The organism is Staphylococcus epidermidis (assembly GCF_006742205.1).
Lineage (GTDB): Bacteria > Bacillota > Bacilli > Staphylococcales > Staphylococcaceae > Staphylococcus > Staphylococcus epidermidis.
On record NZ_AP019721.1, the window covers coordinates 1,921,529 to 1,947,682 of the forward strand.

34 protein-coding genes, 1 pseudogene and 1 riboswitch are annotated in these 26,154 nt (G+C 31.4%); of the genes and pseudogenes, 8 read left to right on the forward strand and 27 right to left on the reverse strand.

From position 1 onward, the window contains the following. Window positions 1-51 precede the first annotated feature (51 nt). The 13 genes from FNL83_RS09340 to sufC form a co-directional block, all read right to left on the reverse strand. Window positions 52-441 carry a YutD family protein gene (locus FNL83_RS09340; RefSeq protein WP_001831895.1) on the reverse strand — a complete coding sequence of 130 codons (390 nt, stop codon included), beginning with the start codon at window positions 439-441 and terminating at the stop codon, window positions 52-54. 186 nt (window positions 442-627) lie between these two features. Continuing rightward, window positions 628-1,542, reverse strand: coding sequence for a lipoyl synthase (gene lipA, locus FNL83_RS09345; RefSeq protein WP_001831979.1), 915 nt, complete (start codon window positions 1,540-1,542; stop codon window positions 628-630). 88 nt (window positions 1,543-1,630) lie between these two features. Then, the gene (locus FNL83_RS09350; protein ID WP_001831906.1) at window positions 1,631-2,950 is read right to left on the reverse strand and encodes a bifunctional metallophosphatase/5'-nucleotidase; all 1,320 of its coding nucleotides are present in this window, start codon (window positions 2,948-2,950) and stop codon (window positions 1,631-1,633) included. Window positions 2,951-3,035: 85 nt separating this feature from the next. Beyond that, the gene (locus FNL83_RS09355; RefSeq protein WP_002489692.1) at window positions 3,036-3,863 is read right to left on the reverse strand and encodes a sulfite exporter TauE/SafE family protein; all 828 of its coding nucleotides are present in this window, start codon (window positions 3,861-3,863) and stop codon (window positions 3,036-3,038) included. Window positions 3,864-3,875: 12 nt separating this feature from the next. Beyond that, window positions 3,876-4,724 carry a DUF72 domain-containing protein gene (locus FNL83_RS09360; RefSeq protein ID WP_001831962.1) on the reverse strand — a complete coding sequence of 283 codons (849 nt, stop codon included), beginning with the start codon at window positions 4,722-4,724 and terminating at the stop codon, window positions 3,876-3,878. A gap of 366 nt (window positions 4,725-5,090) precedes the next feature. Then, entirely contained in the window at window positions 5,091-6,116 is a 1,026-nt protein-coding gene (locus FNL83_RS09365; protein WP_002489694.1) for a hemolysin family protein, read from the reverse strand. A 502-nt stretch (window positions 6,117-6,618) separates the two neighbouring features. Continuing rightward, on the reverse strand, window positions 6,619-6,972 hold the full coding sequence (locus tag FNL83_RS09370) for a hypothetical protein (protein WP_002495357.1): 354 nt from the start codon (window positions 6,970-6,972) through the stop codon (window positions 6,619-6,621). Then, window positions 6,963-7,109, reverse strand: coding sequence for a hypothetical protein (locus FNL83_RS12100; protein ID WP_001831994.1), 147 nt, complete (start codon window positions 7,107-7,109; stop codon window positions 6,963-6,965). Before FNL83_RS12100 ends, FNL83_RS09370 begins: the two co-directional genes overlap by 10 nt. 329 nt (window positions 7,110-7,438) lie before the next feature. Next, window positions 7,439-8,836: a Fe-S cluster assembly protein SufB gene (gene sufB, locus FNL83_RS09380; RefSeq protein WP_001831980.1), complete on the reverse strand. Its 1,398-nt coding sequence runs from the start codon at window positions 8,834-8,836 to the stop codon at window positions 7,439-7,441. Between the two features lie 205 nt (window positions 8,837-9,041). Beyond that, window positions 9,042-9,506, reverse strand: coding sequence for a Fe-S cluster assembly sulfur transfer protein SufU (sufU, locus tag FNL83_RS09385; RefSeq protein ID WP_001831954.1), 465 nt, complete (start codon window positions 9,504-9,506; stop codon window positions 9,042-9,044). Then, window positions 9,496-10,737, reverse strand: a complete 1,242-nt coding sequence (locus tag FNL83_RS09390; RefSeq protein ID WP_001831952.1) for a cysteine desulfurase — start codon at window positions 10,735-10,737, stop codon at window positions 9,496-9,498. Before FNL83_RS09390 ends, sufU begins: the two co-directional genes overlap by 11 nt. 67 nt (window positions 10,738-10,804) lie before the next feature. Beyond that, window positions 10,805-12,112, reverse strand: a complete 1,308-nt coding sequence (gene sufD / locus FNL83_RS09395) for a Fe-S cluster assembly protein SufD (RefSeq protein WP_001831898.1) — start codon at window positions 12,110-12,112, stop codon at window positions 10,805-10,807. A 94-nt stretch (window positions 12,113-12,206) separates the two neighbouring features. After that, on the reverse strand, window positions 12,207-12,968 hold the full coding sequence (gene sufC, locus FNL83_RS09400; RefSeq protein ID WP_001831944.1) for a Fe-S cluster assembly ATPase SufC: 762 nt from the start codon (window positions 12,966-12,968) through the stop codon (window positions 12,207-12,209). 321 nt (window positions 12,969-13,289) lie between these two features. Here sufC and popT point away from each other — a divergent pair, with 321 nt between their 5' ends. Further along, window positions 13,290-14,150, forward strand: a complete 861-nt coding sequence (gene popT, locus FNL83_RS09405; RefSeq protein ID WP_001831939.1) for a polyprenyl-phosphate transporter PopT — start codon at window positions 13,290-13,292, stop codon at window positions 14,148-14,150. 65 nt (window positions 14,151-14,215) lie between these two features. Here popT and FNL83_RS09410 read toward each other — a convergent pair whose 3' ends face one another. Further along, window positions 14,216-14,407 carry a CsbD family protein gene (locus FNL83_RS09410; RefSeq protein ID WP_001831967.1) on the reverse strand — a complete coding sequence of 64 codons (192 nt, stop codon included), beginning with the start codon at window positions 14,405-14,407 and terminating at the stop codon, window positions 14,216-14,218. A 174-nt stretch (window positions 14,408-14,581) separates the two neighbouring features. Here FNL83_RS09410 and FNL83_RS09415 point away from each other — a divergent pair, with 174 nt between their 5' ends. Further along, window positions 14,582-14,740, forward strand: coding sequence for a hypothetical protein (locus FNL83_RS09415; protein ID WP_001831893.1), 159 nt, complete (start codon window positions 14,582-14,584; stop codon window positions 14,738-14,740). A 269-nt stretch (window positions 14,741-15,009) separates the two neighbouring features. Here FNL83_RS09415 and FNL83_RS09420 read toward each other — a convergent pair whose 3' ends face one another. The 7 genes from FNL83_RS09420 to FNL83_RS09455 form a co-directional block, all read right to left on the reverse strand. Then, on the reverse strand, window positions 15,010-15,822 hold the full coding sequence (locus FNL83_RS09420) for a MetQ/NlpA family ABC transporter substrate-binding protein (RefSeq protein ID WP_002438990.1): 813 nt from the start codon (window positions 15,820-15,822) through the stop codon (window positions 15,010-15,012). Between the two features lie 20 nt (window positions 15,823-15,842). After that, complete coding sequence (locus FNL83_RS09425) at window positions 15,843-16,538, reverse strand: methionine ABC transporter permease (protein ID WP_001831910.1); 696 nt, start codon at window positions 16,536-16,538, stop codon at window positions 15,843-15,845. Then, window positions 16,531-17,556 (reverse strand): methionine ABC transporter ATP-binding protein, encoded by a 1,026-nt coding sequence (locus tag FNL83_RS09430; protein ID WP_001831992.1) that lies wholly within the window; start codon window positions 17,554-17,556, stop codon window positions 16,531-16,533. The genes FNL83_RS09425 and FNL83_RS09430 overlap by 8 nt, the downstream gene beginning before the upstream one ends. 93 nt (window positions 17,557-17,649) lie before the next feature. Next, a riboswitch (SAM riboswitch) is annotated at window positions 17,650-17,752 on the reverse strand. Between the two features lie 56 nt (window positions 17,753-17,808). Beyond that, window positions 17,809-18,105: a thioredoxin family protein gene (locus tag FNL83_RS09435; RefSeq protein ID WP_001831936.1), complete on the reverse strand. Its 297-nt coding sequence runs from the start codon at window positions 18,103-18,105 to the stop codon at window positions 17,809-17,811. Further along, complete coding sequence (locus FNL83_RS09440) at window positions 18,098-18,484, reverse strand: toprim domain-containing protein (RefSeq protein ID WP_001831968.1); 387 nt, start codon at window positions 18,482-18,484, stop codon at window positions 18,098-18,100. The genes FNL83_RS09435 and FNL83_RS09440 overlap by 8 nt, the downstream gene beginning before the upstream one ends. A gap of 259 nt (window positions 18,485-18,743) precedes the next feature. Then, on the reverse strand, window positions 18,744-19,124 hold the full coding sequence (gene gcvH, locus FNL83_RS09450; RefSeq protein WP_002438979.1) for a glycine cleavage system protein GcvH: 381 nt from the start codon (window positions 19,122-19,124) through the stop codon (window positions 18,744-18,746). A gap of 173 nt (window positions 19,125-19,297) precedes the next feature. Further along, window positions 19,298-19,651, reverse strand: coding sequence for an arsenate reductase family protein (locus FNL83_RS09455; RefSeq protein ID WP_001831965.1), 354 nt, complete (start codon window positions 19,649-19,651; stop codon window positions 19,298-19,300). A gap of 142 nt (window positions 19,652-19,793) precedes the next feature. On the opposite strand from FNL83_RS09455, the gene FNL83_RS09460 reads away from it, so the two are divergent. After that, window positions 19,794-20,117: a thioredoxin family protein gene (locus FNL83_RS09460; protein WP_001831907.1), complete on the forward strand. Its 324-nt coding sequence runs from the start codon at window positions 19,794-19,796 to the stop codon at window positions 20,115-20,117. A gap of 182 nt (window positions 20,118-20,299) precedes the next feature. On the opposite strand, the gene FNL83_RS09465 is transcribed toward FNL83_RS09460, so the two are convergent. Together FNL83_RS09465 and aroD are read right to left on the reverse strand one after the other, a co-directional pair. Continuing rightward, window positions 20,300-20,842: a nitroreductase family protein gene (locus tag FNL83_RS09465; protein ID WP_001831981.1), complete on the reverse strand. Its 543-nt coding sequence runs from the start codon at window positions 20,840-20,842 to the stop codon at window positions 20,300-20,302. Between the two features lie 80 nt (window positions 20,843-20,922). Then, the gene (gene aroD / locus FNL83_RS09470) at window positions 20,923-21,639 is read right to left on the reverse strand and encodes a type I 3-dehydroquinate dehydratase (RefSeq protein WP_001831974.1); all 717 of its coding nucleotides are present in this window, start codon (window positions 21,637-21,639) and stop codon (window positions 20,923-20,925) included. Window positions 21,640-21,799: 160 nt separating this feature from the next. Here aroD and FNL83_RS09475 point away from each other — a divergent pair, with 160 nt between their 5' ends. Then, window positions 21,800-22,222, forward strand: coding sequence for an organic hydroperoxide resistance protein (locus FNL83_RS09475; protein ID WP_002457221.1), 423 nt, complete (start codon window positions 21,800-21,802; stop codon window positions 22,220-22,222). A gap of 183 nt (window positions 22,223-22,405) precedes the next feature. Here FNL83_RS09475 and FNL83_RS12105 read toward each other — a convergent pair whose 3' ends face one another. Continuing rightward, window positions 22,406-22,543 carry a hypothetical protein gene (locus tag FNL83_RS12105; protein WP_162161215.1) on the reverse strand — a complete coding sequence of 46 codons (138 nt, stop codon included), beginning with the start codon at window positions 22,541-22,543 and terminating at the stop codon, window positions 22,406-22,408. A 29-nt stretch (window positions 22,544-22,572) separates the two neighbouring features. Next, a pseudogene (locus tag FNL83_RS12255) lies at window positions 22,573-22,760 on the reverse strand (hypothetical protein). Between the two features lie 386 nt (window positions 22,761-23,146). Between FNL83_RS12255 and FNL83_RS09490 the strand changes: the two are divergent. After that, the gene (locus FNL83_RS09490; protein WP_001829623.1) at window positions 23,147-23,647 is read left to right on the forward strand and encodes a GNAT family N-acetyltransferase; all 501 of its coding nucleotides are present in this window, start codon (window positions 23,147-23,149) and stop codon (window positions 23,645-23,647) included. Window positions 23,648-23,917: 270 nt separating this feature from the next. Here the strand turns inward: FNL83_RS09490 and FNL83_RS09495 are convergent, their stop codons facing one another. Continuing rightward, on the reverse strand, window positions 23,918-24,505 hold the full coding sequence (locus FNL83_RS09495; RefSeq protein WP_001829615.1) for a histidine phosphatase family protein: 588 nt from the start codon (window positions 24,503-24,505) through the stop codon (window positions 23,918-23,920). A 211-nt stretch (window positions 24,506-24,716) separates the two neighbouring features. On the opposite strand from FNL83_RS09495, the gene FNL83_RS09500 reads away from it, so the two are divergent. Next, window positions 24,717-24,953, forward strand: coding sequence for a hypothetical protein (locus tag FNL83_RS09500; RefSeq protein ID WP_002457224.1), 237 nt, complete (start codon window positions 24,717-24,719; stop codon window positions 24,951-24,953). Here the strand turns inward: FNL83_RS09500 and FNL83_RS09505 are convergent. Continuing rightward, on the reverse strand, window positions 24,945-25,148 hold the full coding sequence (locus tag FNL83_RS09505) for a sterile alpha motif-like domain-containing protein (RefSeq protein WP_002438966.1): 204 nt from the start codon (window positions 25,146-25,148) through the stop codon (window positions 24,945-24,947). The two genes, FNL83_RS09500 and FNL83_RS09505, sit on opposite strands and share 9 nt — an antisense overlap. Window positions 25,149-25,556: 408 nt before the next feature. Here FNL83_RS09505 and tsaA point away from each other — a divergent pair, with 408 nt between their 5' ends. Together tsaA and tsaT are read left to right on the forward strand one after the other, a co-directional pair. Beyond that, window positions 25,557-25,814: a type II toxin-antitoxin system antitoxin TsaA gene (gene tsaA, locus FNL83_RS12260; RefSeq protein WP_002438963.1), complete on the forward strand. Its 258-nt coding sequence runs from the start codon at window positions 25,557-25,559 to the stop codon at window positions 25,812-25,814. Window positions 25,815-25,838: 24 nt separating this feature from the next. Then, window positions 25,839-26,027 carry a type II toxin-antitoxin system toxin TsaT gene (tsaT, locus tag FNL83_RS09515; protein WP_001829569.1) on the forward strand — a complete coding sequence of 63 codons (189 nt, stop codon included), beginning with the start codon at window positions 25,839-25,841 and terminating at the stop codon, window positions 26,025-26,027. Window positions 26,028-26,154 lie beyond the last annotated feature (127 nt).

Genomic DNA, 26,154 nt, shown 5'->3' on the forward strand with positions numbered 1-26,154 from the left:
TGTTATAAAAGTCCACTTAAATTGAGATGACGCTCTCAACTTAGTGGACTTCTATTGATCTATAGCTTGGGTATGTTTTTCTGTGTCTTGAATAGTAGGTTGAATCTTAACATCATGTAATTTATCAATGATATCTTCTTTATCATCTATTTCTTCAATAAATTCATTTGGTGACAATCGTCTGACTACAAAATAAGGACAACCAAAATTACAATATTCTAGTATATAATCTTGTATACTTGAAAATCGTTTACTTATTTCTGCCTTTTTATTACTATCTTTATAAAATCCTTTTAAGCGTAATTGATCGTAACCATAGTCACCTACGACATAATCATATTTGTCTAATATATCCGAATACCTAGCTGAAAATATTTCCTCATCAAAACATTCTCTATATTCTTCTATCAATTCAAAATATTGTTGGTCGACTTTAATCATATTTTCACCTTACAAAAAAATGAAATAGAGGCACTAAGTATCAAAAATACCATAAATCACTTACCGATATCTTCAATACACACATTTATCAAAATATAATGAAATTTTATGTATCACATAAATTATAGATACTCGATAAGCGAGGCACTTATGCCTCTATTTTTAATAGTTTTTAAAAATTATTACTTAATTAAGTTGTTCTTCACCTTGGCGTTGTTTCTCTTTAGCTGCTTCATTCACTTGCTCATCAGCATGATATGAGCTTCTTACTAAAGGTCCTGCTTGACAATGTTTAAATCCTTTTTCCATTGCAATCTTTCTCATTTTACCAAATTCTAATGGCGTATAATATTTCTCAACTTTCAAATGTTTTCGAGACGGTTGTAAATATTGACCTATAGTTAAAATATCAACATCATTAGCGCGTAAATCATCCATTGTTTCATAAATTTCTTCCATCGTTTCACCTAACCCAACCATCAAACTTGATTTTGTTGGAATATCAGGTTGTAATTCTTTAGAACGACGTAAAAATTGTAAAGTTCTATCGTAAGTTGCTCGAGCTCGAACTCTTGGTGTTAAGCGACGAACCGTTTCAATGTTGTGATTAAGAATGTCTGGTCTAGAAGCCATTAATGTTTCAAGGGCTTCATAATCGCCACCCATGTCAGATGGTAAAATTTCTATTGTTGTAAATGGATTTCTTTCTCTTACTTTACGTACTGTTTCTGCATACACGTTTGAGCCTTGATCTCTTAAATCATCACGTGCAACAGCAGTAATTACAACATGTTTTAAATTCATTAATTCTACTGATTCTGCAACTCGTTCTGGTTCATTTAAATCTAATTCATTAGGTAAACCCGTTTTTACTGCGCAGAATCGACATGCTCTTGTACATACTGCCCCTAAAATCATAAATGTAGCTGTACGACGCGCACCCCAACATTCGTGAATATTTGGACATTTAGCTTCTTCACACACTGTGTGTAAATTCTTCTCACGCATCATTTTCTTAAGACCAGTATAATTATCGTTTGTGTTAAGCTTAATCTTTAACCAATCCGGTTTACGTAAAATTTCTTCATTTCTAGTCGCCATAACAACGCATACCCTCCTGTTTAATATATCTTCGTTTATTATAACATATCGGTATTAACATTAAATTAAAAGTCAATATACGTTTCTTTTATAATTTTAGTAATTTCTCTTTAAAAATATCACGTAAAAATTCAGGCATAATATAATCTGTAGATAACCCCTTTAGCAATGGGAAATATCTTCCAAATGTATACATATCAACAGTACCTAACGTATATTGTTTATCATTTTGAATCTCTTCATCGCCTATAAAATAACGGTCTTCTGACTCAATAAAGCCTAGATTATATAAAATATATCCTCCAAATATATCCCCTCTAAAACCAAGACCTTGTGCATGTTCGTGCATATATTCTTGCTTTTGGCTTTTTTGAATCACTTGCTTTAATTGTTTACCGGTTAATCGAACTCTTACAATATTGATTGGATGGGGTAACATGCGATGTATATCATATTCCGTCACTTTATCAGCTTCAATGCCATTAACTATAAGTCCAGCATTTACGATTGCACAATCAGCCCTTGAAAACTCATATACACTTTCAGCCAGTAAATACGATGTTCTTGTAACAACATCTGTTCTTTTGACTAAGTTCACATGATGATTAACTACTGGTTTACTTAGAAGTGCTCTTCCTTCTTCTTCAAAATGTGTCTCGACTAAGGGAAGTGTTTCAATAGGATGAATTTTGGCGATTTTATCAACGATTTTTCCATTTTCAATCGTAATATTAACTTCACCTAAATAATAGCCATATTTTCCGGCAGCTGCCATCAAAACACCATTGTTTATTTCTCCATGTTCAAAATGATGATGCGTATGACTACCAAAGATAACATCTATTTCCGGAATCTCTTGGCATAACTTTTCATCAAAAAAGATACCGACATGGCTCATAACCATTAAAAAATCATATTCACCTTGATGTGCATTGATTTCATCTTTGATTGCCGCTAATGGGTCAGTAACAATCCAATCCAGTGCTCGATAAAAAGGTGTGAACGGTGCCGTTGCTGCAACAAATAAAATACGTGTTCCTTTTATTTCTTTGATATACGAAGAGGTAATATGATGTGGAAGATGTCCCTCTTCATCTATGACATTCGTGCAAATCACTTTAAAATCCGCGTCGTTATATAGATTTTGTAAAGCATCATGAGAAATTGTCATTCCTTCATTATTTCCAATGGTTGCAATATCACAATGTGCTTCATTTAAAAGTTCTATATTTTTTTGTCCTACCGTAGCTTCTGTCACAGGTGCTGATAAATCAACATGGTCACCTATATCTATATAGAGTGAGGGATGTTCAAGTTGCGGTCTATGTTTTGCCATATAAGCTTGAATACGAGCATATTCATTTAAATGACTATGAATATCATTCGTGTGATATATTGTTAATTCCATAACATGATCCCCCTCTTTAAAATTTATATACTTAATTGTACTTTAGCATTAAAGAACAAAGTCTCAAAGTATAACTACTTCGCATTTAAATAAAAGATTTAATGATTAAATATATACCCATAATAAGCATTACTGTTCTCAATAACATTACAACTGTGTCGGATTTCATAGATCGATTGACCCTCACACCTATTTGTGCACCTATAACACTTGAAATAATGAGAATGATAGAATAGCCCCAAGCCACATGTCCTTGAAAGATGTGCCCTATTGAACTCATCACACTTGAAAAGAAAATCATCATCATACTTGTGCCTACTGCAACATGTGGTGGAAATCTAAAGACGATGAGCATAAGAGGGGTCATCAATGCACCTCCACCTATGCCAAACAGCCCTGTTAATAGCCCAATAAATAACGTTGTTATAAAAGCAAACAGGGGTGGTACACTATAACGGTATGTTTTCCTTTCAGCATCAACATATGTACGCGCATATTTAGGTTTGTCAAAAATTTTAAAAGGTTTGATTTTGTGACGAATCATCAGTAATATCGACACAAATATCATAAACACGCCAAAGTATAAGTTAAACGAATCAAGTGTAAGGTATCTACTTAAAAAAGAACCAACCAAAGATCCAGGTAGTAGTCCAAATAGAAATATCGAACCATTTTTTATATCTACTTGTTTGGTTTTTAAATATCCTAATGAGGAAGATAATCCAGTAACAATCAGAATAACTGAAGAAGTACCTATTGCAATTTGCGTCGTAATACCATGTAGAAGATGATGGTTAACGCCTAAATAAACAAGTGTGGGGACGATGATGATTCCACCACCAATACCAACGATAGATCCTAAAATCGCTGATAATCCCCCTATTAATATTAATAGAATAATTGTTAATAACATGACATTCGCCTCTTAAAATAGTTTTAATTGTTGCGGTGCTAAACCTTCATAATCAATGTCTAAAATATTTTGATACTTTTTAGCATTATTAGCTGCATGACCGCCAGAGTTATTATTAAAAATTACATATACTTTCTTAGCCTTTTGATTAAGTATTTCGACTTTACGAGCCAAGTCAGCTAACTCATCATCGCTATAATCATATAAATATCTTACATCTCGCCATTCTTGATCAGTCATATCTTTTTTAGTCCAACCATAATGATTACGTCCATGATAACGTACAAAAGCAATTTCACTAGTAATCCTATTTACTAAAGGAACGCTCCCCTCTTTAACTTGAGGTTCATCTACCACTGCATGAATGATTTGATGTTGTGTTAAGAAGGATAAAGTTTGTTCTTTATACTGATTGTCAAACCATGATTGATGTCTAAATTCAATGCTCATCGGAATATCAGTTAATTGTTTTCTCACATATAAGATGTAATTTATATTTTGGACGTTACAATCAAACCAAGGTGGAAATTGTACGAGCACCATCGCCAATTTATTATGCTCTTTTAACGGATTGATCATTTCTTTAAACTGTTTAAATAATATATCTCTCGACTCTGCATAATCTCTATAGTCAGCATGCAATGTTAATGCTTGATGAATTTTAACAACGAATTGAAATCTATTCGGCGTTTCATTTATCCATTTAATTATATTTCGCTCTGGCTGTATCGCATAATACGAAGCATCCAACTCTACTATTGGGAAGTGACTAGCATACGTTTTTAACTTATCTGTTTTACGCTCTAAATCCTCATATAATGTATCATGGTCACCCCAGCCAGTAAGACCTATTTCTATCATATTTATCACCAACAACATGATACCACATTACAAATCATTGATTCACTTGAGTTAAGTTAAATTTACATATTCTTTAATATACATATATCTTATAGTTAAACAAAAGTACATCTTGTGGTAAGAGAAAGATGCAACCCTTTCAAATTCCTTGTATAACCTTAGCAATAAAGACTAAGTTTGATAATATTTATATTTATCGAGTTTTTCAATCTATTACTGCCTACTAAAATAGAAAAACACCTGGAACAATGTATTATGTCCCAGGTTTTCTAGCTTTAAACTTTATATCACAACTAAATTACACAACATCTTAATTGACCCGCAACTTGTTTGACATTCATAGCCACTATCATTTTTACAATAAAATTAACGATGCATCATGCTTTGTGGAAATTTTTGATGTTTTAATTTATTTTCTTCTTCACGATCCATTTCATCCTCAATATCCATACCAAGTAGCTCTTCTATTAAATCTTCGTGCGATACGATAGCATCCGTACCTCCAAATTCATCTAAAACAATCGCTAAATGTTTTCGTGAAACGGTCATTTTACGCAATACCCATTCTGCTCTATTATGTTCATTTACAAATAAAGGGCTTGATGCATAATTAGTAATTGACTCCTCTTTATGTTTACTCCAAGCTAATAAATATTTTGAGTGGAATACGCCGATGATATCATCTATATTTTCATCATATACTGGATATCTCGTATATGGATTATTCATCACTGTATCATAAGCTTCGTCATATGTTACATCCTTTGAAAAAGCTACAACATTAATACGAGGCGTGGTATCAACATCCTTAACCTTCAATTGTTCAAAGTCCATAACGTTTTGAAGTCGAGTATTTTCTATCTCATTAAATGCACCTTCTCTACCCGCAATATTTAATAATGTACGAATTTCTTCTTTAGAAAATCTTTTTTCAACAGGTTGGCCTCGAGATAGTAAATGATTAATACCATCTGTCATCTTGTTTAATAAGATTGTAATGGGCTTGAGTACAATAACACATATATGAATGATAGGATACACAAGTTTTGAAATTTTATCAGGAAATGTTGCAGCAATTGATTTAGGAATCACTTCAGAAATAAGTATAATCACAATTGTTACAATTGCTGATGCTATTCCCACATTCACTCCAATATCAATCGCTAAGATTGTCACGAGTGTAGGTAAAATAATATTCGCTACATTGTTACCGATTAATATAGTAGTGATAAATTCACTTGATTTATCTAATAACTTTGTTAAACCTTGCGCCTTACGATCACCCTTTTTAGCTTCAGTTTGAAACTTAGTGCGATTCGCGGCTGTTAATGCTGTCTCACTACCTGAAAAGAAAAATGAAACAAATATTAATAGTATAATTGCAATAATCATGATGCATTTCTCCTTAAGATTTAGTCCGTATTAATACATTATTTCCCGAGAAATGAATTATCAAACTTATCATTTATACTGAATTAACACAACACACGAATAAGAATGAACTAATGCAAAATATTTTTATAGTTTGTCGTGGCTTACTCTCATGAAGCTTATCAATAACTTAACAATCCCTTTTATTAAAAATCAAACGATAAGCCATAATAATTCATTACATTTATTAAAACAAAGAGTTAAGTCTTCTAAAAATTCCACTTTAAATACTTTGTAAAAATATAAAAAGTAAAAATCAGATAAATATATTGTAAACTAAAATTCATATCGTAATTATCTTTAAAATGATAAATAACACAATGATAAAAAGCGATTTAATAGTGATAAAAGAAAATTTTTCCTTTTGATCCATAAAATAAAATTAATGATAAAGTAAGTAATAGAGACTAGCACAACAATTATGAGAATAGTTTCGATTTCTTACAATTCATTATTTTTAATTTCAGGCACTGTAGTAAATATATGTGCCAGAAATATCATTATCAAGACAACTATTGATATGTATAACTTGACCCTCGATAATTGGATATTTATTGACATACTCTCGTATTGCTCTGGCGTCAATTTTTTCATGTGAGTTATCTATAACTTTTTCTAACCTTTTCATTGCATTGGCAATTTTATTACTCATCTTAATATCTTTTTTAGTCATCAGGGATTTAGCAGATTTACCACCACCGTATAAAGCATCGCGATATCCATTTAATTCCATTTTCAATTGAACGAATTGGTTATTTTTCAAATAAGTAGTGTATAACTGCTTAATAAAACTAAAGTTTCTTGCTATTAGTAGCAATCACTCGGCATATCTTTCACTTTTGAAGCCATTGTAGCTACAGGTGCAATCATATTCAATAAGTTCGCATCATCAAAATCATGTTTAACTTGAAAATCTTTGAAGTCACCCAAAGTAATTTTGATATGCTTAATCAAATCTTTACCTTTAACTTCATTATTTGCAATAGCTTGTGTTTCTGTAATATCTTCAACACTTTTACAGTGGAATCCATTTTATTTAACGAATTGTAATACTAAATGAGATACTAAAAAATTTCATAAAATAGACTCATGATCGATACTCTTATAAAAGATGTTATTCAACAATAAAAGCAGATATTAGAGCCGATATGAGCTGTATCAATCATAAATTAACTACTATTTAATTTTTTCATTGTTACCAACTGAATTTGACATAAAAATAAAACAACCAACGAATCACAAACGATTCGTTGGTTGTTAATCATATTATAATTGAATTAATATTAACCAATTGAGCCTTCCATTTCAAACTTAATTAAACGGTTCATTTCTACTGCGTATTCCATTGGTAATTCTTTTGTGAACGGCTCAATGAATCCCATAACAATCATTTCTGTCGCTTCTTCCTCAGAAATACCACGACTCATAAGATAGAATAATTGCTCTTCTGATACTTTAGAAACTTTAGCTTCATGTTCTAATGAAATATTGTCATTGAACACTTCATTATAAGGGATAGTATCTGAAGTCGATTCATTATCTAAAATTAATGTATCACATTCGATATTTGAACGTGCTCCCTTAGCTTTACGTCCAAAATGAACGATACCACGATAAATGACTTTACCACCATTTTTGGAGATAGATTTAGAAACAATAGTTGAAGATGTATTAGGTGCTTTATGAATCATTTTAGCACCAGCATCTTGAACTTGACCTTTACCAGCAAATGCAATGGATAATGTGCTACCTTTGGCACCTTCACCTAAAAGTACACAGTTTGGATATTTCATCGTTAACTTAGAGCCTAAGTTTCCATCTACCCATTCCATATTACCATTCTCATGGACAAAGGTACGTTTAGTTACTAAATTATATACGTTATTAGCCCAGTTTTGGATAGTAGTATATCTTACATGTGCATCTTTGTGTACTATAATTTCAACAACTGCCGAGTGTAGCGAACTTGTAGAGTATACAGGTGCAGTACAACCTTCTACATAGTTTACTGATGCACCTTCATCAGCAATTATTAATGTACGTTCGAATTGTCCCATATTCTCAGAGTTAATACGGAAATATGCTTGTAGTGGTGTATCTAATTTAACATTCTTAGGAACATAAATGAATGAACCACCAGACCATACTGCTGAATTTAATGCAGCAAATTTATTATCTGCAGCAGGTACCACTGACGCAAAATATTCTCTAAATAACTCTTCATTTTCACGTAATGCACTATCAGTATCTTTGAAAATAATACCCTTTTCTTCCAGTTCTTTCTCCATATTATGATAAACAACTTCTGATTCATATTGTGCAGAAACTCCAGCTAAGTATTTCTGCTCAGCTTCTGGAATACCTAATTTATCGAAAGTACGTTTGATTTCTTCAGGCACTTCATCCCATGAACGTTCAGTATGTTCAGAAGGTTTAACATAATACGTAATATCATCAAAATCTAATTCAGATAAATCTCCACCCCATTGTGGCATTGGCATTTTATAGAATAGTTTTAATGCTTTCAAACGGAAATCTAACATCCATTGTGGCTCTTCTTTCATTTTAGAGATTTCTGTTACTATATTTTCCGTTAAACCACGCTCTGATCTAAAAATGGAAACATCTTCGTCATGGAATCCGTATTTATAATCCCCAACATCAGGTGCTTGTTTTGCCATTTTAATCACTCCTTGATTTTATAATTAATAAACGGCATGCGTATAAAAAATTCATTTATATTTATGTTTACTCTACTTTGTTATGTCCTATCACTATGATTTAAACTTTTACGATGTAATTAAATCACTGAATTAAACATACGAGGATGTTGATTCAGTATAACAATATATTTACATCATCAAAAGGTAATATATTGTATTGGTTTTAATCTTCTTCCGTTGTACCTTCTGACTTACCTTCTTTTTCGACTGTCCCTTTTTCTAATGCTTTCCATGCAAGCGTTGCACATTTAATTCTAGCTGGGAATTGTGAGACACCTTGAAGCGCCTCAATATCTCCCATTTCTTCTGTAATCTCGTAGTCTTCACCGAGCATCATTTTAGTAAACTCTTGGCTCATTTGCATTGCTTCACCAAGTGAATGACCTTTAACTGCTTCAGTCATCATAGATGCACTAGACATTGAAATTGAACATCCTTCTCCTTCAAACTTAGCATCATTAATGATTCCGTCTTCAATATCAAATGTCAAACGTATGCGATCACCACATGTAGGGTTATTCATATCAACAGTCATTGAGCCATTGTCTAAGACACCTTTGTTTCTAGGGTTTTTGTAATGATCCATAATTACAGATCTATATAATTGATCCAAATTATTAAAATTCATAAGAGAAAAACTCCTTCGTTTGTTTCAATGCTTGAACTAATTGATCTACATCTTCTTTCGTATTATAAACGTAAAAACTTGCACGTGCTGTTGAAGAGACACCTAACCATTTCATCAAAGGTTGCGCACAGTGATGGCCTGCACGAACTGCAACACCTTCTGTATCAACAGCTGTAGCTACATCATGTGGATGTATATCTGCTAAATTAAAAGTAATGACCCCTGCACGTCTATCTTTTGGTGGACCGTAAATTTCAAGACCATCTATAGTTAACATTTGTTTATATGCATATTCTGTCAATTCTTTTTCATGCTGATGAATCGCATTAAAACCTAAATTTTCAATATAACGTATAGCTTCTGCTAAACCTATTGCTTGAGCAATAAGTGGTGTGCCAGCCTCAAATTTAGTTGGTAGGTCAGCCCAAGTGGCGTCATATTTACTTACGAAGTCTATCATATCTCCACCAAATTCAACGGGTTCCATATTTTGTAATAATTCTCTTTTTCCATATAAAACTCCAATGCCAGTAGGACCTAACATTTTATGTCCACTAAAACTATAAAAATCAGCATCGATATCTTGCATATCTAAAGCCATGTGTGGAGCTGATTGCGCACCATCCACACTTATAACTGCACCATGTTCATGTGCAATTTTAGCGATAGTTTTAACATCATTAATTGTTCCTAAAACATTGGAAACGTGTGCGATAGCAACAATTTTAGTTTTATCATTGATGGTTGCTTTTATATCATCTAATTGCAATTCACCATCTTTTGTCATTGGAATAAATTTTAGTGTTGCATTTTTACGTTTAGCTAATTGTTGCCATGGAACAATATTAGCATGATGTTCCATTTCTGTTACAACAATTTCGTCACCCTCACTAATATTAGCGTCACCATAACTATGTGCTACTATATTTATTGATGCAGTTGTTCCTCGAGTGAAAATAATTTCTTCAAAGTACTTCGCATTGATAAAACGTCTTACTGTTTCTCTTGCATTTTCATAGCCATCTGTAGCTAAAGACCCTAATGTGTGTACACCACGATGGACATTAGAATTATAGCGTTTGTAGTAATCATCTAGTACATTTAAAACTTGTACAGGTGTTTGGCTAGTCGCAGTTGAATCAAGGTATGCTAAACGTTTATTATTTACCTTTTGCTCAAGTATCGGAAAGTCTTTAATGACTGCCTTGACATCAAAAGAATGTTCGGCCATTATAGTCACGACCTTTCTATATATGAGTTTCCCCTCTAGGAGGTATCAATTGAATTAATCTTTGACTTTATTTTGAAACTTTACGCTCAATTACTTCTCTAAGTTGACGTTTTACATCGTCAATTGGTAATTCACGTACTACTGGATCTAAGAAACCATGTATAACTAGACGCTCTGCTTCAGCTCTTGAAATACCACGGCTCATTAAATAATATAATTGCTCAGGATCGACACGACCAACTGAGGCTGCATGTCCTGCTTCAACATCATCTTCGTCTATTAAAAGAATAGGGTTAGCATCACCACGAGCATTTTCAGATAACATCAATACACGTGACTCTTGGTTCGCAATAGATTTCGTACCACCATGTTTAATGTAGCCAATTCCATTAAATACAGAAGATGCATTTTCTTTCATAACACCATGTTTCAATATATACCCATCTGTTTCTTTACCGTATTGAACAATTTTGGAAGTTAAATTTATTTTTTGATCACCTGTGCCAACAACAACTGATTTCAATGCACTTGTTGAACGATCACCGTTTAGATTTGTAGTATTATCTATAATTTGGCTACCTTCATTCATCAAACCTAGTGCCCAATTGATAGAAGCATCTGCATCTGCAGAACCACGACGAATTATATGACCTGTAAATCCTTTATCTAAATAATCAACTGAACCATATGTGACGTTAGAGTTTGCGCCAGCGATAACCTCTGACACAATATTAAGTTGGTTATCTTCACCACTAGTAGTAGAAAGATAGTTCTCTACATAGGTAACTTCTGCACTTTCTTCTGTAACAATGATGACGTGATTGTAAAAGCTCGCTTGTTCATCATCATGTAAAACAACGTACTGTATAGGATGTTCTACAACAGTATTTTTAGGTACATAAACAAAAATACCACCGTTTACTAATGCAGTATGCAATGCTGTTAAACGATGTTCATCAACATCTACTGCTTTAGTCATAAAGTACTTTTGAACTAAATCACTATGGTTGACTAGTGCTTCAGATAGACCTTCAATAATCACACCATCATGTTTAGCTTGATCCGATACTTGTGTATATGCCAATTCATTATTATGTTGAATGATTAAGTTTTCTGAGTTTTCAACATCAATGATTTCTTTAACAGATTTTGGTAAATCAGTTAACTGAGTGTATGCATCTCCTGTTGTATGGTGTTGTTTAAACGTATCAAAATCCCATTTTCTTAATTTCGTTTTATCAGGTTTTGGCATTTCTAAAGTTTCTGTTAATTTCAACGCTTTTTTACGTAACTCTGTCATCCAAGAAGGTTCATTGTGCGCTTTAGAATAATCAACAAGTTGTTCTTCAGAAATGTTCAAAGTTTTAGTTGTCATCACTTTTTCCTCCTACTTGATGAAATAAATTTTACTTCGAATGTTCAGTTTCATCATTTTATGTGAACATCTCAATGCTAATTTTGGAATATGACTATTCAGCAGCACCAAATTCTTCTTTAACCCATTCATAGCCTTCTTCTTCAAGGCGTTTAGCCAATTCTGGACCTCCAGATTTCACAACTTTACCACCGTACATCACATGTACTTTATCTGGTGTAATATAATTTAAAAGTCGTTGATAGTGCGTAATCATTAATGCTCCAAACTCTTCACCACGCATTTGATTAATACCTTTAGAAACCACTTTCAAAGCATCAATATCCAAACCAGAGTCAATTTCATCTAAAATAGCGAATTTCGGTTCTAACATCATTAATTGTAAAATCTCATTTCGTTTTTTCTCTCCACCAGAGAAACCTTCATTTAAATAACGTTGAGCCATATCTTTATCGATATCTAAAAAGTCCATTTGTTTATCCAATTTCTTGATGAACTGCATTAAATTAATTTCTTGTCCCTCTTCACGTTTCGCATTAATTGCTGAGCGCATAAAATCTGCGTTTGTTACCCCTGTAATTTCTGATGGATATTGCATAGCTAAAAATAAGCCTGCTTTAGCTCTCTCATCAACGTCTAACTCTAAAATATTAACGCCATCTAATAATACTTCACCTTGTGTAACTTCATAACTTGGATGTCCCATAATTGCTGACGATAATGTTGATTTACCAGTACCATTAGGTCCCATAATTGCGTGTATTTCACCAGTGTTAATTGTTAAGTTAACACCTTTTAAAATTTCTTTATCCTCGATAGACACATGTAGGTCCTTAATCTCTAATGTTGATGACATTTATATTCCCTCCGTAAAATATAAAGTTTTCTTAACTAGTTTATAATAATTTTAATCTATAGTCAAAAAGACTCATTGAATTTCAATCCACTTCATTATAACGTACTTGGTCCCTAATATAAACTTTTTAAAACACTTATTTAGATTTATTATTTAACAATAATTATTTTTATGTAATTGTTCTGAAATTCTTTAAATGATAATGGAAAGCTCACTTTCTCAATAGCCAATCTTTAGACAAAAAAGAAAATATCCCAAGAAGTTCAAATAATGTGATATTATGCACTTTAACCTTTAAAATTTTCATGAAAGGAGATTATTATGAAAAAATTCAAATGGATAAATATATTTAAAGGTTTTGGTATGGGTACAAGTGATCTCGTCCCAGGTGTAAGTGGAGGGACTATCGCTTTATTACTTGGAATTTATGATGACTTTATTAGCTCAATTAGTGGTTTGTTTTCAAGACGATTTTGGCCTAGCTTAAAATTTTTACTACCTATTTTAGTAGGGATGCTAATAGCTATAGGACTATTAAGTCAATTATTTAATTATTTGCTTAGTCAACATCATATTCCTACTATGTTATTTTTTACAGGTTTGATTCTCGGTATCATCCCTTATTTATTAACCATCTCAAATTTCAAAAAAAATTTCAGTATAATACATTATTTTATTCTATTATTAGGTATTGCTATTATAGTCGTTTTCGCATTGCTTAATCATGGAGACAAGCATTCAGGTGAAACACTTACTTTATCTTTCAGTCTTATCATTAAATATTTTATCGCAGGTGTTTTCGCTTCAAGTGCTATGTTATTACCAGGCATTTCTGGATCATTTATGTTACTTGTCTTCGGAGTATATGGGACGCTAATGTATGCTATTTCTGAACTACTTCATTTTAATTTAAATGCATTACCTATCATATTAATAGTAGGTTTCGGTATTGTAACTGGTTTTATGATTTCAAGTCGATTAATTCAATATTGTCTACATCAACACCCTACAATGACATTTGCTTTGATAATAGGCTTTGTAATCGGATCGTTGTATGCAGTTTTCCCTGGATTCCCGAAAGACTTAATCCAATGGATCATATCATTTTTCCTATTGATCACTGGCTTCTTAGTAAGTTATGTTCTTGGTAAAATTACAGCAAAAAATGAAGCATCATTTTGATATATATACAAACAAGCCCTCATATACCATAGAGTACATGAGGGCTAAATTAGAAGGACTATTAATTAGTCACCTTTATTACCTTTAAATTTATCAATAACGTCATTTGCTTTTTCTTTAACGTTTTCTACAGCTTCTTTCGCTTTACCAGAAGCTTTGTCACCTTTACCATCTTTTTCTAATTCTTTATTATCAGTAGCATTACCTACTGTTTCTTTAATATTACCTTTAGCTTGTTCAAATTTATCTTCAGCCATTTAAAATTCCTCCTTATGTTTAACTTATTAATATTGTTACCCTCTTATTTATGAGCTAAACATCTTTTATGAATTTTTTTCTCATAAAGATGATTTTACGAAAGAAACTATAAATTTACAGTAGATTATAGTATATTGAATATAAAATAATTATAAGTTGGGTTGGTATATTTTATGAAATTTATTACTATTAAAGCGATTACTGAGAAAGGGTTAGATAAAAAAGTAAATCAATTTTTAAAATCACATCCACAAATTGAAATTATCAAATTTGATTACCAAATGGGATATAGCGGTGTAAGTGTTGGTATTTTATACCGTGATAATATTTAAATAATTATAGATATGTTGTGCGTATAAAGACAATATATCTTACCTTTTACAAAACTACCTGTTCAAAAAATATGGCTAGTGAATTATAGTCATTGTTAGATAACTATAATCACAGAAAAATGTTTATGGATGTTAAAACGTATAACAAAAGTGAGTTAAAAATTAAAGGTTCAATAGCAAAAAACACGTAGATGATTTTATACTGAATCATCTACGTGTTTTTGTATATTCATGTGACAAGCGATTAAATATTATTAATTGTTTGCTATTTACTTAGCAGGTACGACAGCTCCATCATACTTATCTTTAATATAATCTTGAATTTCTTTAGATTGTAGCACTTCCATTAATACTTTGATATTTTTATCATCTTTATGACCTTTTTTAACTGCAATTAAATTTGCATATGGGTTATCTTTAGGAGATTCTAAAGCAATCGAATCTTTTTTAGGACTTAATTTTTGGTCAATCGCATAGTTAGAATTAATGATTACTGCGTCAGCGTCTTGATTTTGATAGATTTTTGGTAAATATTCTGCTGATTGTTTGTTGTTAAATTTAATATCTTTTTTGTTTTCAGTTATGTCATCAAATTTAGCATTTTCAATTTTAACGCCTTTTTTAAGTTTAATAAGACCTTCATCTACAAAGAATTTTAAGAATCGTCCTTGTTCAGCTGGGTTATTTGATACATATACTGTTGCACCTTTAGGAAGATCTTTTAAGCTTTTATATTTTTTTGAGTATACAGCCATAGGTTCTAATTCAACATTCCCAGCCGATTCAATTTTATACCCTTTTTCTTTACTTTCAGTATTTAAGTATGGTGTATGTTGGAAGAAGTTCGCATCGATTTCACCTTTGTCTAATAATTTATTAGGCGTTGTGTAATCGTTAATTGGTTTGATTTTTAAATCATAACCTTTTTTCTTCAATAATGGTTTTGCTTTTTCTAAAATTTCAGCGTGTGGTGCTGGAGATGCACCTACTGTGATAGTTTTTTCCTTATCTTTACCTCCACCACATGCAGCTAAGGCAATCGTTAAAGCCAATACTAAAATAATTCCGAATAATTTTTTCATAGAATATAATCCCCTTTTCTTTAGCGTTTATCGATTTTATTTGTAAGCCAATCCCCTAGGAACTGGATTATAAATACAATAATTAAAATAAATACTGTTGAAACTAAAATGACATCATTTTGATTTCGAGTAAATCCTGTTAAATATGCTAAATTACCTAAACCGCCTGCGCCAATAACACCTGCAATAGCTGTAGAACCTACCAAAGCAATTGCAGTAACGGTAATACCTGAAACTAAAGCAGGCATTGCTTCAGGAAGTAGCACTTTTCTCACAACTATCGAAGTGTTCGCTCCCATTGACCAAGCAGCCTCTATAACACCTTTATCAATTTCTTTAAAAGCAATCTCGACCAATCTAGCGTAGAATGGTGCTGCACCAATAATAAGTGCTGGTAATGCACCAGTTGGCCCACTGATTGTTCCGAGAAGTATACTTGTAAATGGAATTAACAGTAAAATTAATATGATAAATGGAATTGCTCTAAATAAATTAACAATGAATGACACAATCGTGTAGAAAATCTTAGCAGCCAATGAGTTACTTTTCGCAGATAAAAAGAGTAATACCCCTAATATAAGTCCAAAGACAAATGCAAAAAGCGTCGAAACAACAGTCATATATAGAGTTTCTAAAATTGCCTGCCAAACCTCTGGCCACTGAACATTTGGCATTGTCACCATTTCGTGAAATATTTCACCATAAGATTTACCCATGTTTTAGCACCTCCACATTAACGTGTTGTTCGTGAAGATTATGTTTAAATTGCTTGAAATGTTCTTCACTTATATGTGGTATGTGAATAACTAAAAATCCAAGCGAACCGTTTTTAGTATTCTTAATATCTGCTTCAAGAATATTCACATCTATGTTATGCGTCTTCGTCATATAAGATATGATAGGCTCAGTCGTATTTTCACCAGTAAAGTTTAACCTCACGATATATGCATCATGATCTAATGGCTCCAAATACTCTAAAGAATCTTCAAAATCATCGTTTAAATCATCTTTCACAAAACGTTTTGTTACTTCGTGTTGTGGATTCTCAAATACTTTACTTACCGCTCCCTGTTCGATAACTTTACCGTTTTCCATTACAGCAACTTCATCACAAATTCTTCGTATAACATGCATTTCATGTGTTATAAGTACAATAGTTAAATTTTGTTGTTCCCTTACCTTCAATAATAAATCTAGAATTTCATCTGTAGTTTGTGGATCTAATGCACTTGTTGCCTCATCGCATAACAATACATCTGGATCATTAGCTAATGCTCTCGCAATACCCACTCTTTGTTTTTGTCCGCCTGATAATTCAGACGGATACGCACTTTCTCGACCTTTTAGGCCGACAAGTTCAATGAGTTCCAATGCTTTTTGTTTAGCTAGACCACTTGGAACGCCAGCAATTTCTAATGGAAATGTTACATTTTTCAATACATTTCTTGACCATAGCAGGTTAAAATGTTGAAAAATCATACTCACTTTTTGTCGTTTTTTTCGTAACTGTGATTTAGATAATTGACTTATATTGTCACCATCTATAATGATTTCACCTGACGTTGGAGATTCTAAGTTGTTAAACATTCTTATAAGCGTACTTTTGCCAGCTCCTGAGAAACCAATCACACCAAAAATAGAGCCGGATTCAATGTTTAAATCAACGTGATCAACAGCAAGAACATCTTTATCCTTGGTATGATAGCGTTTAACAATTTGGTTTAGCTTAATCACGTTAATAGCCTCCTTATGTTGCTTAGTAATCAAATTAAAAATGCTTTCTCAATTTTTAGAAAATTTGAGAAAGCATTTGTTGAAATGTTCTTTCTCTCATCTTCTAAAGTTATACTTTATGTGAATTGGCACCATTTCTATTTTAGACGGTTGCCGGGCTTCTTAGGGCACATCCCTCCACCTCTCTCGATAAGAGTTAAAGCATATTTAATTTGTATTAATCCTACCATCGTACTAATGTTTCGTCAATAATTATTTTAAATTTTCTAACAAATAAGTAACTGACTGAAATGCGTAGATTCTTTTTATCTCTTCCTCTCTACGCATAAGCAACAAAACAGGAACAGACATAATTTGTTTCTCTTTACTCCATTCAGGATAAAAATTAAGATCTATTTTTTTTATTGGCAATTGTAAGATTTCATTAGCAATATCCAACATCCTTTCAGAAATCTTACATGTTCCACACATTGGTGTATAACCAAATATGAGATGTTTTTCTTTATTAAAATTAACAGTTATGTCTTCAATATCCTTCAATTTATTCATTTACTAAAACTAGCCTTTCAGTTTTTAAATTATTCATAAGTTTCTTTTCTTTTTTTACATTAAAACCATATCTACTTAATACATGTGCTAAATAATTTTTAGGACACTTAGCAACCTCACAAAACGTTTTATCAACATAAATATGTTCACTTTCGCTTAAATAACGTTTAAACCATTTTCTAATTTTTTCACCCTCATCATCAGAATCAGCAAGAACATAAACTTGTTTGTCATAAAGTGTTTCTATCATGTTGTCTATCTTATCTATACTCATAGTGCCATGTGTACAAATGATATTTGCAGGTTCAGCGATTACTTGTTGTACTCTTTTCTTATCCGATTTACCTTCAACAATAATAACCTTATTTACAATAGCCATGTCAATCCACCTTCTAAGCGTCAAAGTAACTATCACTATCATCATTCACAAAATCCCCAAAACCTAAACATTTAGTGACACTGCAATTTTTAATTGCTAGTGTCACTTATGCTTGAGCTTTGCTCAGGCGTTCCTCTTTTTCACTGCAATTTTTAATTGCTAGTGTCACTTATGTATGGGCTTTGGCTTACGTTCCAGATTAAAGTTGTTCCTTATAAAAAAACTCCTTGATTAAATCTAATCGAGGAGTTTGCAATCATTATTCACCAATCATTTCTGAGTATTGATCTGCTGATAATAATTCTTCTAATTGACTATCGTCACTAATTTCAATTTTAACCATCCATGCTTTTTCGTATGGCGATTCATTTACAAATTCTGGGCTATCTTCCAATTCTTCATTAACTTCAACAATTTTCCCAGAAATTGGCGCATACAACTCTGATACTGTTTTTACTGATTCCACACTACCGAATGTGTCACCTTCATTTAATTCATCGTCAGTTTCAGGTAGCTCAACAAATACGATATCACCTAATTCGTTTTGTGCGTATTCTGTAATACCAATTGTTGCTACATTATTTTCAATTTTAACCCACTCATGCTCTTTAGAATATTTAAATTCGCTCGGTACTGCCACGAGAATCCCCTCCTGATTAATTTAATTACAATTTAATAATGCCACACACATATTATTCATTCAACTATTATTACAAAGAATAAATGAATTAAAATTCGTTTTTAAATATACAAAACACCATTTTAATTTATATTTTTTTATTAATGTTCACTTTCTCTAAATTAATATCACACCTATAACCATTGGTGTTGATACTCATTTTCTTTAAATCCTAAAGTCAAATGGTTACCAGAAATAGCTAATGGACGTTTAACCAACATTCCATCTGAAGCAAGTAGTTCTAGTTTTTCATCATCAGACATATTTTTAAGTTTCTCTTTTAAATTTAATTCGCGATATTTGATACCATGTGTATTAAACAACTTATTAATATTCACACCCGTTTTATCTACGATATTTTTGAATTCTTTTTTAGTCGGTGTATGTTGAACAATATCAATGGATTCATAATTCACATCGTGCTCATCTAAAAACTTTGCAGCCTTTTTGCACGTTGTGCATTTCGGATACTGATAAAATTTAATCAATTACCTTTTACCTCCTTCTCTCTATTAACTTAAATATATCATGATATTTAATTGAACGCTTTAATTTTCAAGCTAATATTTTTGTTAATGTGCAGTCATTCGTTATAATAAGTTTACCAAATTACAAAAGGAGTAGATAGTGATGAAAAATATTCATCAAACCGAAGAATTTAATTCTACTATTGGTAGTACTGATCCAGTAATTATCAAGTTTGAAGCCGACTGGTGTCCAGATTGTAAAGCGATGGATATGTGGATAGATCCAATTGTTGAAAAATATAATAATTATCAATGGTATGTGGTCGATCGTGACGAATTAGAAGATGTGACAACTGAAAATGATGTTATGGGTATCCCAAGTATTTTAATATTCCAAAATGGTAAAAAATTAGCACACTTGCATTCAGCAAATGCTAAATCACCTGAACAAGTTGAATCATTCTTGACTGAACATTTAGATCAATAATATTTAACTAAAAAACCTGAGACATCATCACACGTCTCAGGTTTTTCTTGTATTATTCGTCAGTAACTAAAGTAAATACTTATGTTTTCAACTCTGTTACTCACTGTATCGGTGAAACGATAAACACAAATTCCATCTCACCTAATTTTAAATTTTAATACACGCTCAATATCACGGATGATTTATTCAAATTCGGTAATAAGATTTTTATTTTTACGTTTAGCCTTCGTTGGTACTTCTTCTAAATCAGTAAGATACAAAAATCCTGCTAATATTTCATTATCCTTTACACCCAAAGCTTTTCGTATTTTAGGATCAAAGATATATTGTGGCGACTTCCAACAAGTACCAATACCCGCTTCGTATAAAAGTAACATTAAATTTTGAGCAAAAGCTCCAAATGCAAAATAATTTTCACGACTTTGACGTTGTCTTGGATCATCTTTTAAAATCAACAACAACATGCCACCTAAATTTGTTACTGCATGAAAGTGATCCTCTCGCTTATCCGGACTATCTGGAAAAGCAAATCTTGTGATATCCCTACTAAAATCACCGAGTTTATCTTTTGAAATATGAACCAATCTCCATGGTTCTCTCATACCATGATTTGGAGCGTCAGTAGCTTTATATATTGCATCGTAAACCGTTTGATCATCAACCACCATATCGTGTTTAAATTTTTTGACGCTTCTACGATTAGATATAGCTTCTTGTAATTCCAATGTATTTCGCTCCCTTTATTTTATACATGATAACCATTATCAATTATAAGATACATTGTTATTGAATTCAAACTTACAAGTTAATCCTCATAAAAAGAAACCATGGATTTTAACTTAGAGACATGTATCTGTCCGGGTGCTTGTGGTTCTTCTATGCAACCATAAGACAGCGTTCCACCAAATACGCCTTGAGCAATTCGGCTGACTTTACCCAAACTAGACATCGATATACCGACAATTCGGCATGTTGTGTGCTTCGCTGTGAGTGACATGGCTTCTAATAAATGTAACACGTCCTCTTGACATTTGGGCATAACCGCAAGCTTTAAATACTCAGGATTGAGTTTTTGCATTTTAAAGTAAATAAATTTAAGTTCATCTAAAGCAGGTGTTTCTTGAAAATTATGATGCGAAAGAACAACTTCGAGCCCTTTTTGTTGTGCACGTTGAACAAGATGCGTATATTTTTCAATTTTGACGGCACTGCTCCACTCAATATCAATCATATCAAATTGTGGACACTCAATTAATTCACCTAGTATATTTAAATACTCTTGCTCATTTACAGCTCCTTTTCCTCCTTGAACTGAAGTTCTATATGTTACTAATATTTTCAAATGGAATATTTTTAATTGCTTAATCACTTCATTTAATAATGCCTTATTAAATGATGGCCATTGGTCAATGCGCAATTCAATGATATCTATTGATTCTTCGTTTACTTTTATATCTTTGAGTAAAGTTTTAGAAAGCTTGTCTTCTGGTGCAATTGTCGCTGCAATATCTACATGGGTCATTCTATCCCTCATTTCGTACACTATAGTAATTTTATTTTATATGATTTTCTTTCATTCATACAAATATCTCTAAACTTATTATTAAAATTTAAAACGAATGATTAAGTACATCTACTGGTGGGTATCAATAAAATACATACAATTTGAGGAGGTAATAATGATGGCAGTTCAATATGAAACTAAAGCGACTAACGTAGGTGGACGTAAAGGTCATGTCCATACTGACGATAATGCAATAAATGTAGATGTATTACCACCACAACAAGCTGACGGTAAAGCGACTAATCCAGAACAATTATTTGCTGCAGGTTACGCTTCATGCTTTAATGGTGCATTTGATTTAATTTTAAAACAAAATAAAGTGCGCGATGCTGAACCTGAAGTAACGTTAACGGTACGCTTGGAAGACGATCCAGATGCCGAAAGCCCAAAACTTAGCGTTGATATTCATGCAAAAGTTAAAAATGTTTTATCACAAGAAGATGCTGAAAAATATTTACAAGATGCGCACGACTTTTGTCCGTATTCAAAAGCTACACGTGGCAATATCGATGTAAACTTAAATGTTGAAGTAGTAGAATAACATTTTATCGATTAATTATATTCTCCACCCACAATTTGTGTTATCAAATTGTGGGTGGTTTTTTGAGGCTGGGACAAAAAGGTTCAAGATAAGTAAAAAAGACAATTTCTATTGAAAAAATATAGAAATTGTCTTTTTTATAATTTTTTTGATTATTTTCAGCTCGTTGAGCTGTTACTTTTCTTATATTAAGCCACAATGATGTCTGAATTCATCGAATTCAGTATCGGGAATTGTTTCTACAATATCATTTACATGTCGTGAAATATCATTTGTGGGGATAAGAACTGAAGTTTCCATTGGCAGAGTATGTTGAGTCAAGTTATATTCTTTATACATAAGGCACCTCGTTAATTTAGTTTATTGATATTTATTAAATTATACGAAAGGGCTTTATTTTTTAAAAGTATTTTGGCGAGACTCTTGAGGGAACAGGACAAGCTGAAGACTACAGGCTGAAGCTGTCCCCTAAGAAAGCGAGCCAACAATACGAAGTATTATAAATAAATAGCTAGTAAATGAATTTATGAAAACTCATTTACTGGCTATTATGCTAGGGAATTATGTACCAGCCTCGTTTTTTTATTTAATTTAAATTTCTTATGTTATCAATCTTACTTGTTTAATTGGCCTTTATAACATACTTTTCAATAATTTTTTGTAAAGATTCAAAATATACCTTTCGTTTTTTCAAAATATTGATAAAATAAAATGTGATAAATTCATTTCAAAGTCATCATTTTCCAATTGACAAAAATATAAAATTAATTTTAAAAACAATTTTTAAATATGTTGTCAATAATGTTTTTTATAGTAACAAAACGATTATTGCGTATTTTTAATAATTCTTTTATTATGTATTTAATAAGTCTTAATTTCAAAAATCATTTTTATTTATGTTATTTCTTTTAATGGGAGGTCACCATGAACAATATCCGTTTATTGAATCAAAACGATTTGGATTCCTATATTGAATTAATGAAATTTGGTCACCATAATTATGAATGGGATCGTTACTATTTAGAAAATGTTAGCATTGATAGACTCAAAACTATCTTGTCTAATCATACTGATTATTGGAATATATTTGGTGCTTTTGAAGATGATGAACTTGTTGCAACATGCACTTTAAAACAAATGAATTATGTAGGTAAATGCCATAAAGCTATTCTTGAAAATAATTTTGTTAAAAATAATGATGAAATTGTTAACCGAGAATTAATTAATCATATTATTCAATACGCTAAAGAACAAAATATTGAAACATTGATGATTGCTATTGCATCAAACAATATAAGTGCTAAAGTGTTCTTTAGTTCTATAGGTTTTGAAAATCTTGCTTTTGAAAAAAACGCTAGCAAAATTGGCAATGAATATTTTGACGAAAATTGGCTCATTTATTCAACAACTGAGTCATCAGATTAAAATGCTTATATTTACCTTTTAAACATTTTCATTATTATGTCCATACATCGATATAGTGCTTTTTAATCATGAGTTTATATGAATATTTAAAATGACTATTTCAAAAATCAGTAAAGCAAAACATATATTATTTAAGTGATTCCCATATACAAAAAAGTTAAAAATTTAGCCTCAAATGAAATTACACAAATCATTTGAGGCTATGTTGATTTTTCTATAATTATTGAACAATTAATGTACATTTATTATTAAAACTATCTTGTAAGTAAACTATTTTTTAATGGGATTAATTAAATCTTTAAAGATAAATTCTTCTCCATCGTATTCAAATTTTACAATGTTACAATTTCCTATTTCAAATTTACTTCCCTTGTCATACCCTAATATATTTCTTACAAACAAACCAATAGTGCTACCATGACTCACTGCTAGAATTGTCTCTCCATCTGTTGTATCCATCATTTCATAGAGTGCTCGATAAACCCTGTGTTCAACTTCAGATCTTGATTCTCCACCAAATGGTACAACAGCGTCACCATACAAATATCTAGGTTGTTTAATAGCTCTTAATAACTCGATACTTTCCCCTTCAAATAATCCAAACCCCCACTCTTTAAGATCTTTTACACACCAATATTGTTGGTTTGGTACAGCGTTCTCTAACGTGTCACATGCTCTTTGTTGTGGTGATGAATAAAGATAGTCAAAATGAATATTTTTCGTTTTAAAATATTGTTGTGCTGCATTCGCTTGTTGTACACCTAATGCAGTCAAAGGAGAATCACTAGCCCCTTGTATTTTACCTTTTAAGTTAAATACTGTTTGACCATGTCTCATTAAATATAATGTTTTAACCAATTGTAAACACCTCTTCACTCATTTTAAGATATTCACCAAAGAATACACCCATCATTGTTTATGACACTTTTATTTAATCACTGCCAAATTACAAAGTAAACCAATGATTTAAAAAATTAGAAATCATACAATTTAAAAGCAAATTGTTTAATAAAATTTGTTTAGGGTATAACTTAACATTAGATTTACATGGAATAAAGGAGGATTAATGATGTCTACTCATAGTCAATGTAACTATGTCAATCCTAATTCAATTTCTTTAGATTGGGAATGTTTAATTATAAGCAAAACAGATATGCTACTCGATGGTGTACCTAAAGAATTAATTAATACTTGGTTAGATCAAAATGTTATCGAGCCGTTTTGTGTTCGTAATAATGAAATAAACTTTAAAACTAAAGATGTTTGGAATGCTCTTAAGACCCATAACTGGTATTATTCAAATTAATTGATATAGACTAATTGCACGATTTGTACTTTCGATTAACTGACGATCATTATAATTAAGAAGCACATAGGTTCTTATAGAATTATTATTTTTCTCTTCCTTTGGGAAACAAGCATCATTAAAAATGTATTGTGCTAAATGACCTAGTGGCGTATCGTCATTGATAAATCCTAAAATAAAATCATAAAAAGACATTTGATTTCAGCCCCTTTTTTAAAGTGTTAAAAACACTTGAGTCACCTACTTATATACTTTCACCTATTAATCATACCAGATTGCTCGAGTTTTTATGTGCAAAAAATTCTTTTTTGCACTATATACATAAACTTTTTTTGCTAATAATGATAATTTTCATTTATTTTTGTTCTTGTGATGAAATTACAGTTGTTAGAGGTTTAAAAATAACTATAACATTAAATTGATTCACATATAATAAAGTATTACTAATTTTTTTATTTTCACCATAAAAACGACAATGATGTGTATGTCTCAAATAAAATATTTTTTATGAATGTTAATATATTTACCTGTACGAAATAAATGATATTATAGTATATAAATAACTTAGTTCTATCAAGCAGTATCTATTGAGGTGTAACACCTATGAAATTAAACAAAGCAAATATATTCAATTTGATATTCACCATTTTATTTTTTTCATTTAACATTCTCATAACCTATAACGCAAATATAGATTATAAGTTATGGTTAATACCTGGTTTAGCAATTTGTGGTTTTGCTCTTTTTTCAAGCTTGACCTTAGTAATTATCTATAGTGATTTATTCAGTGAAATATTATTTTTTATCAACATTATCTTAGCACTGTATTACATTTATCCGATTTTTTATGAATTTGTCTAAATTTTTGACTAGGGAGGGATATCAATGAGCTTACATTTCCAAATTTTGCTGTGGCTTTCTATCTTATTTATCATCGCAGGAACGATATTATTGGTAACAATGCTTAAAACTAAAAAAGAAGAACGAAAAGAATCTTATCTAGGCTTTACTGTAATTTTCTTAATCTTTGGTTTTGCCATCTTAATTTATACTTTTATATTCGGAATTTTATAATATGTAGAAATAGAATCACTTTTAATGAAAAGGCATTATACTATATTATGCATCTCAAAGAGATAAACAATGTATTCTTTTTGAGATGCTTTTTAATAGCGTGATTATGATTTACTAGATTATATTT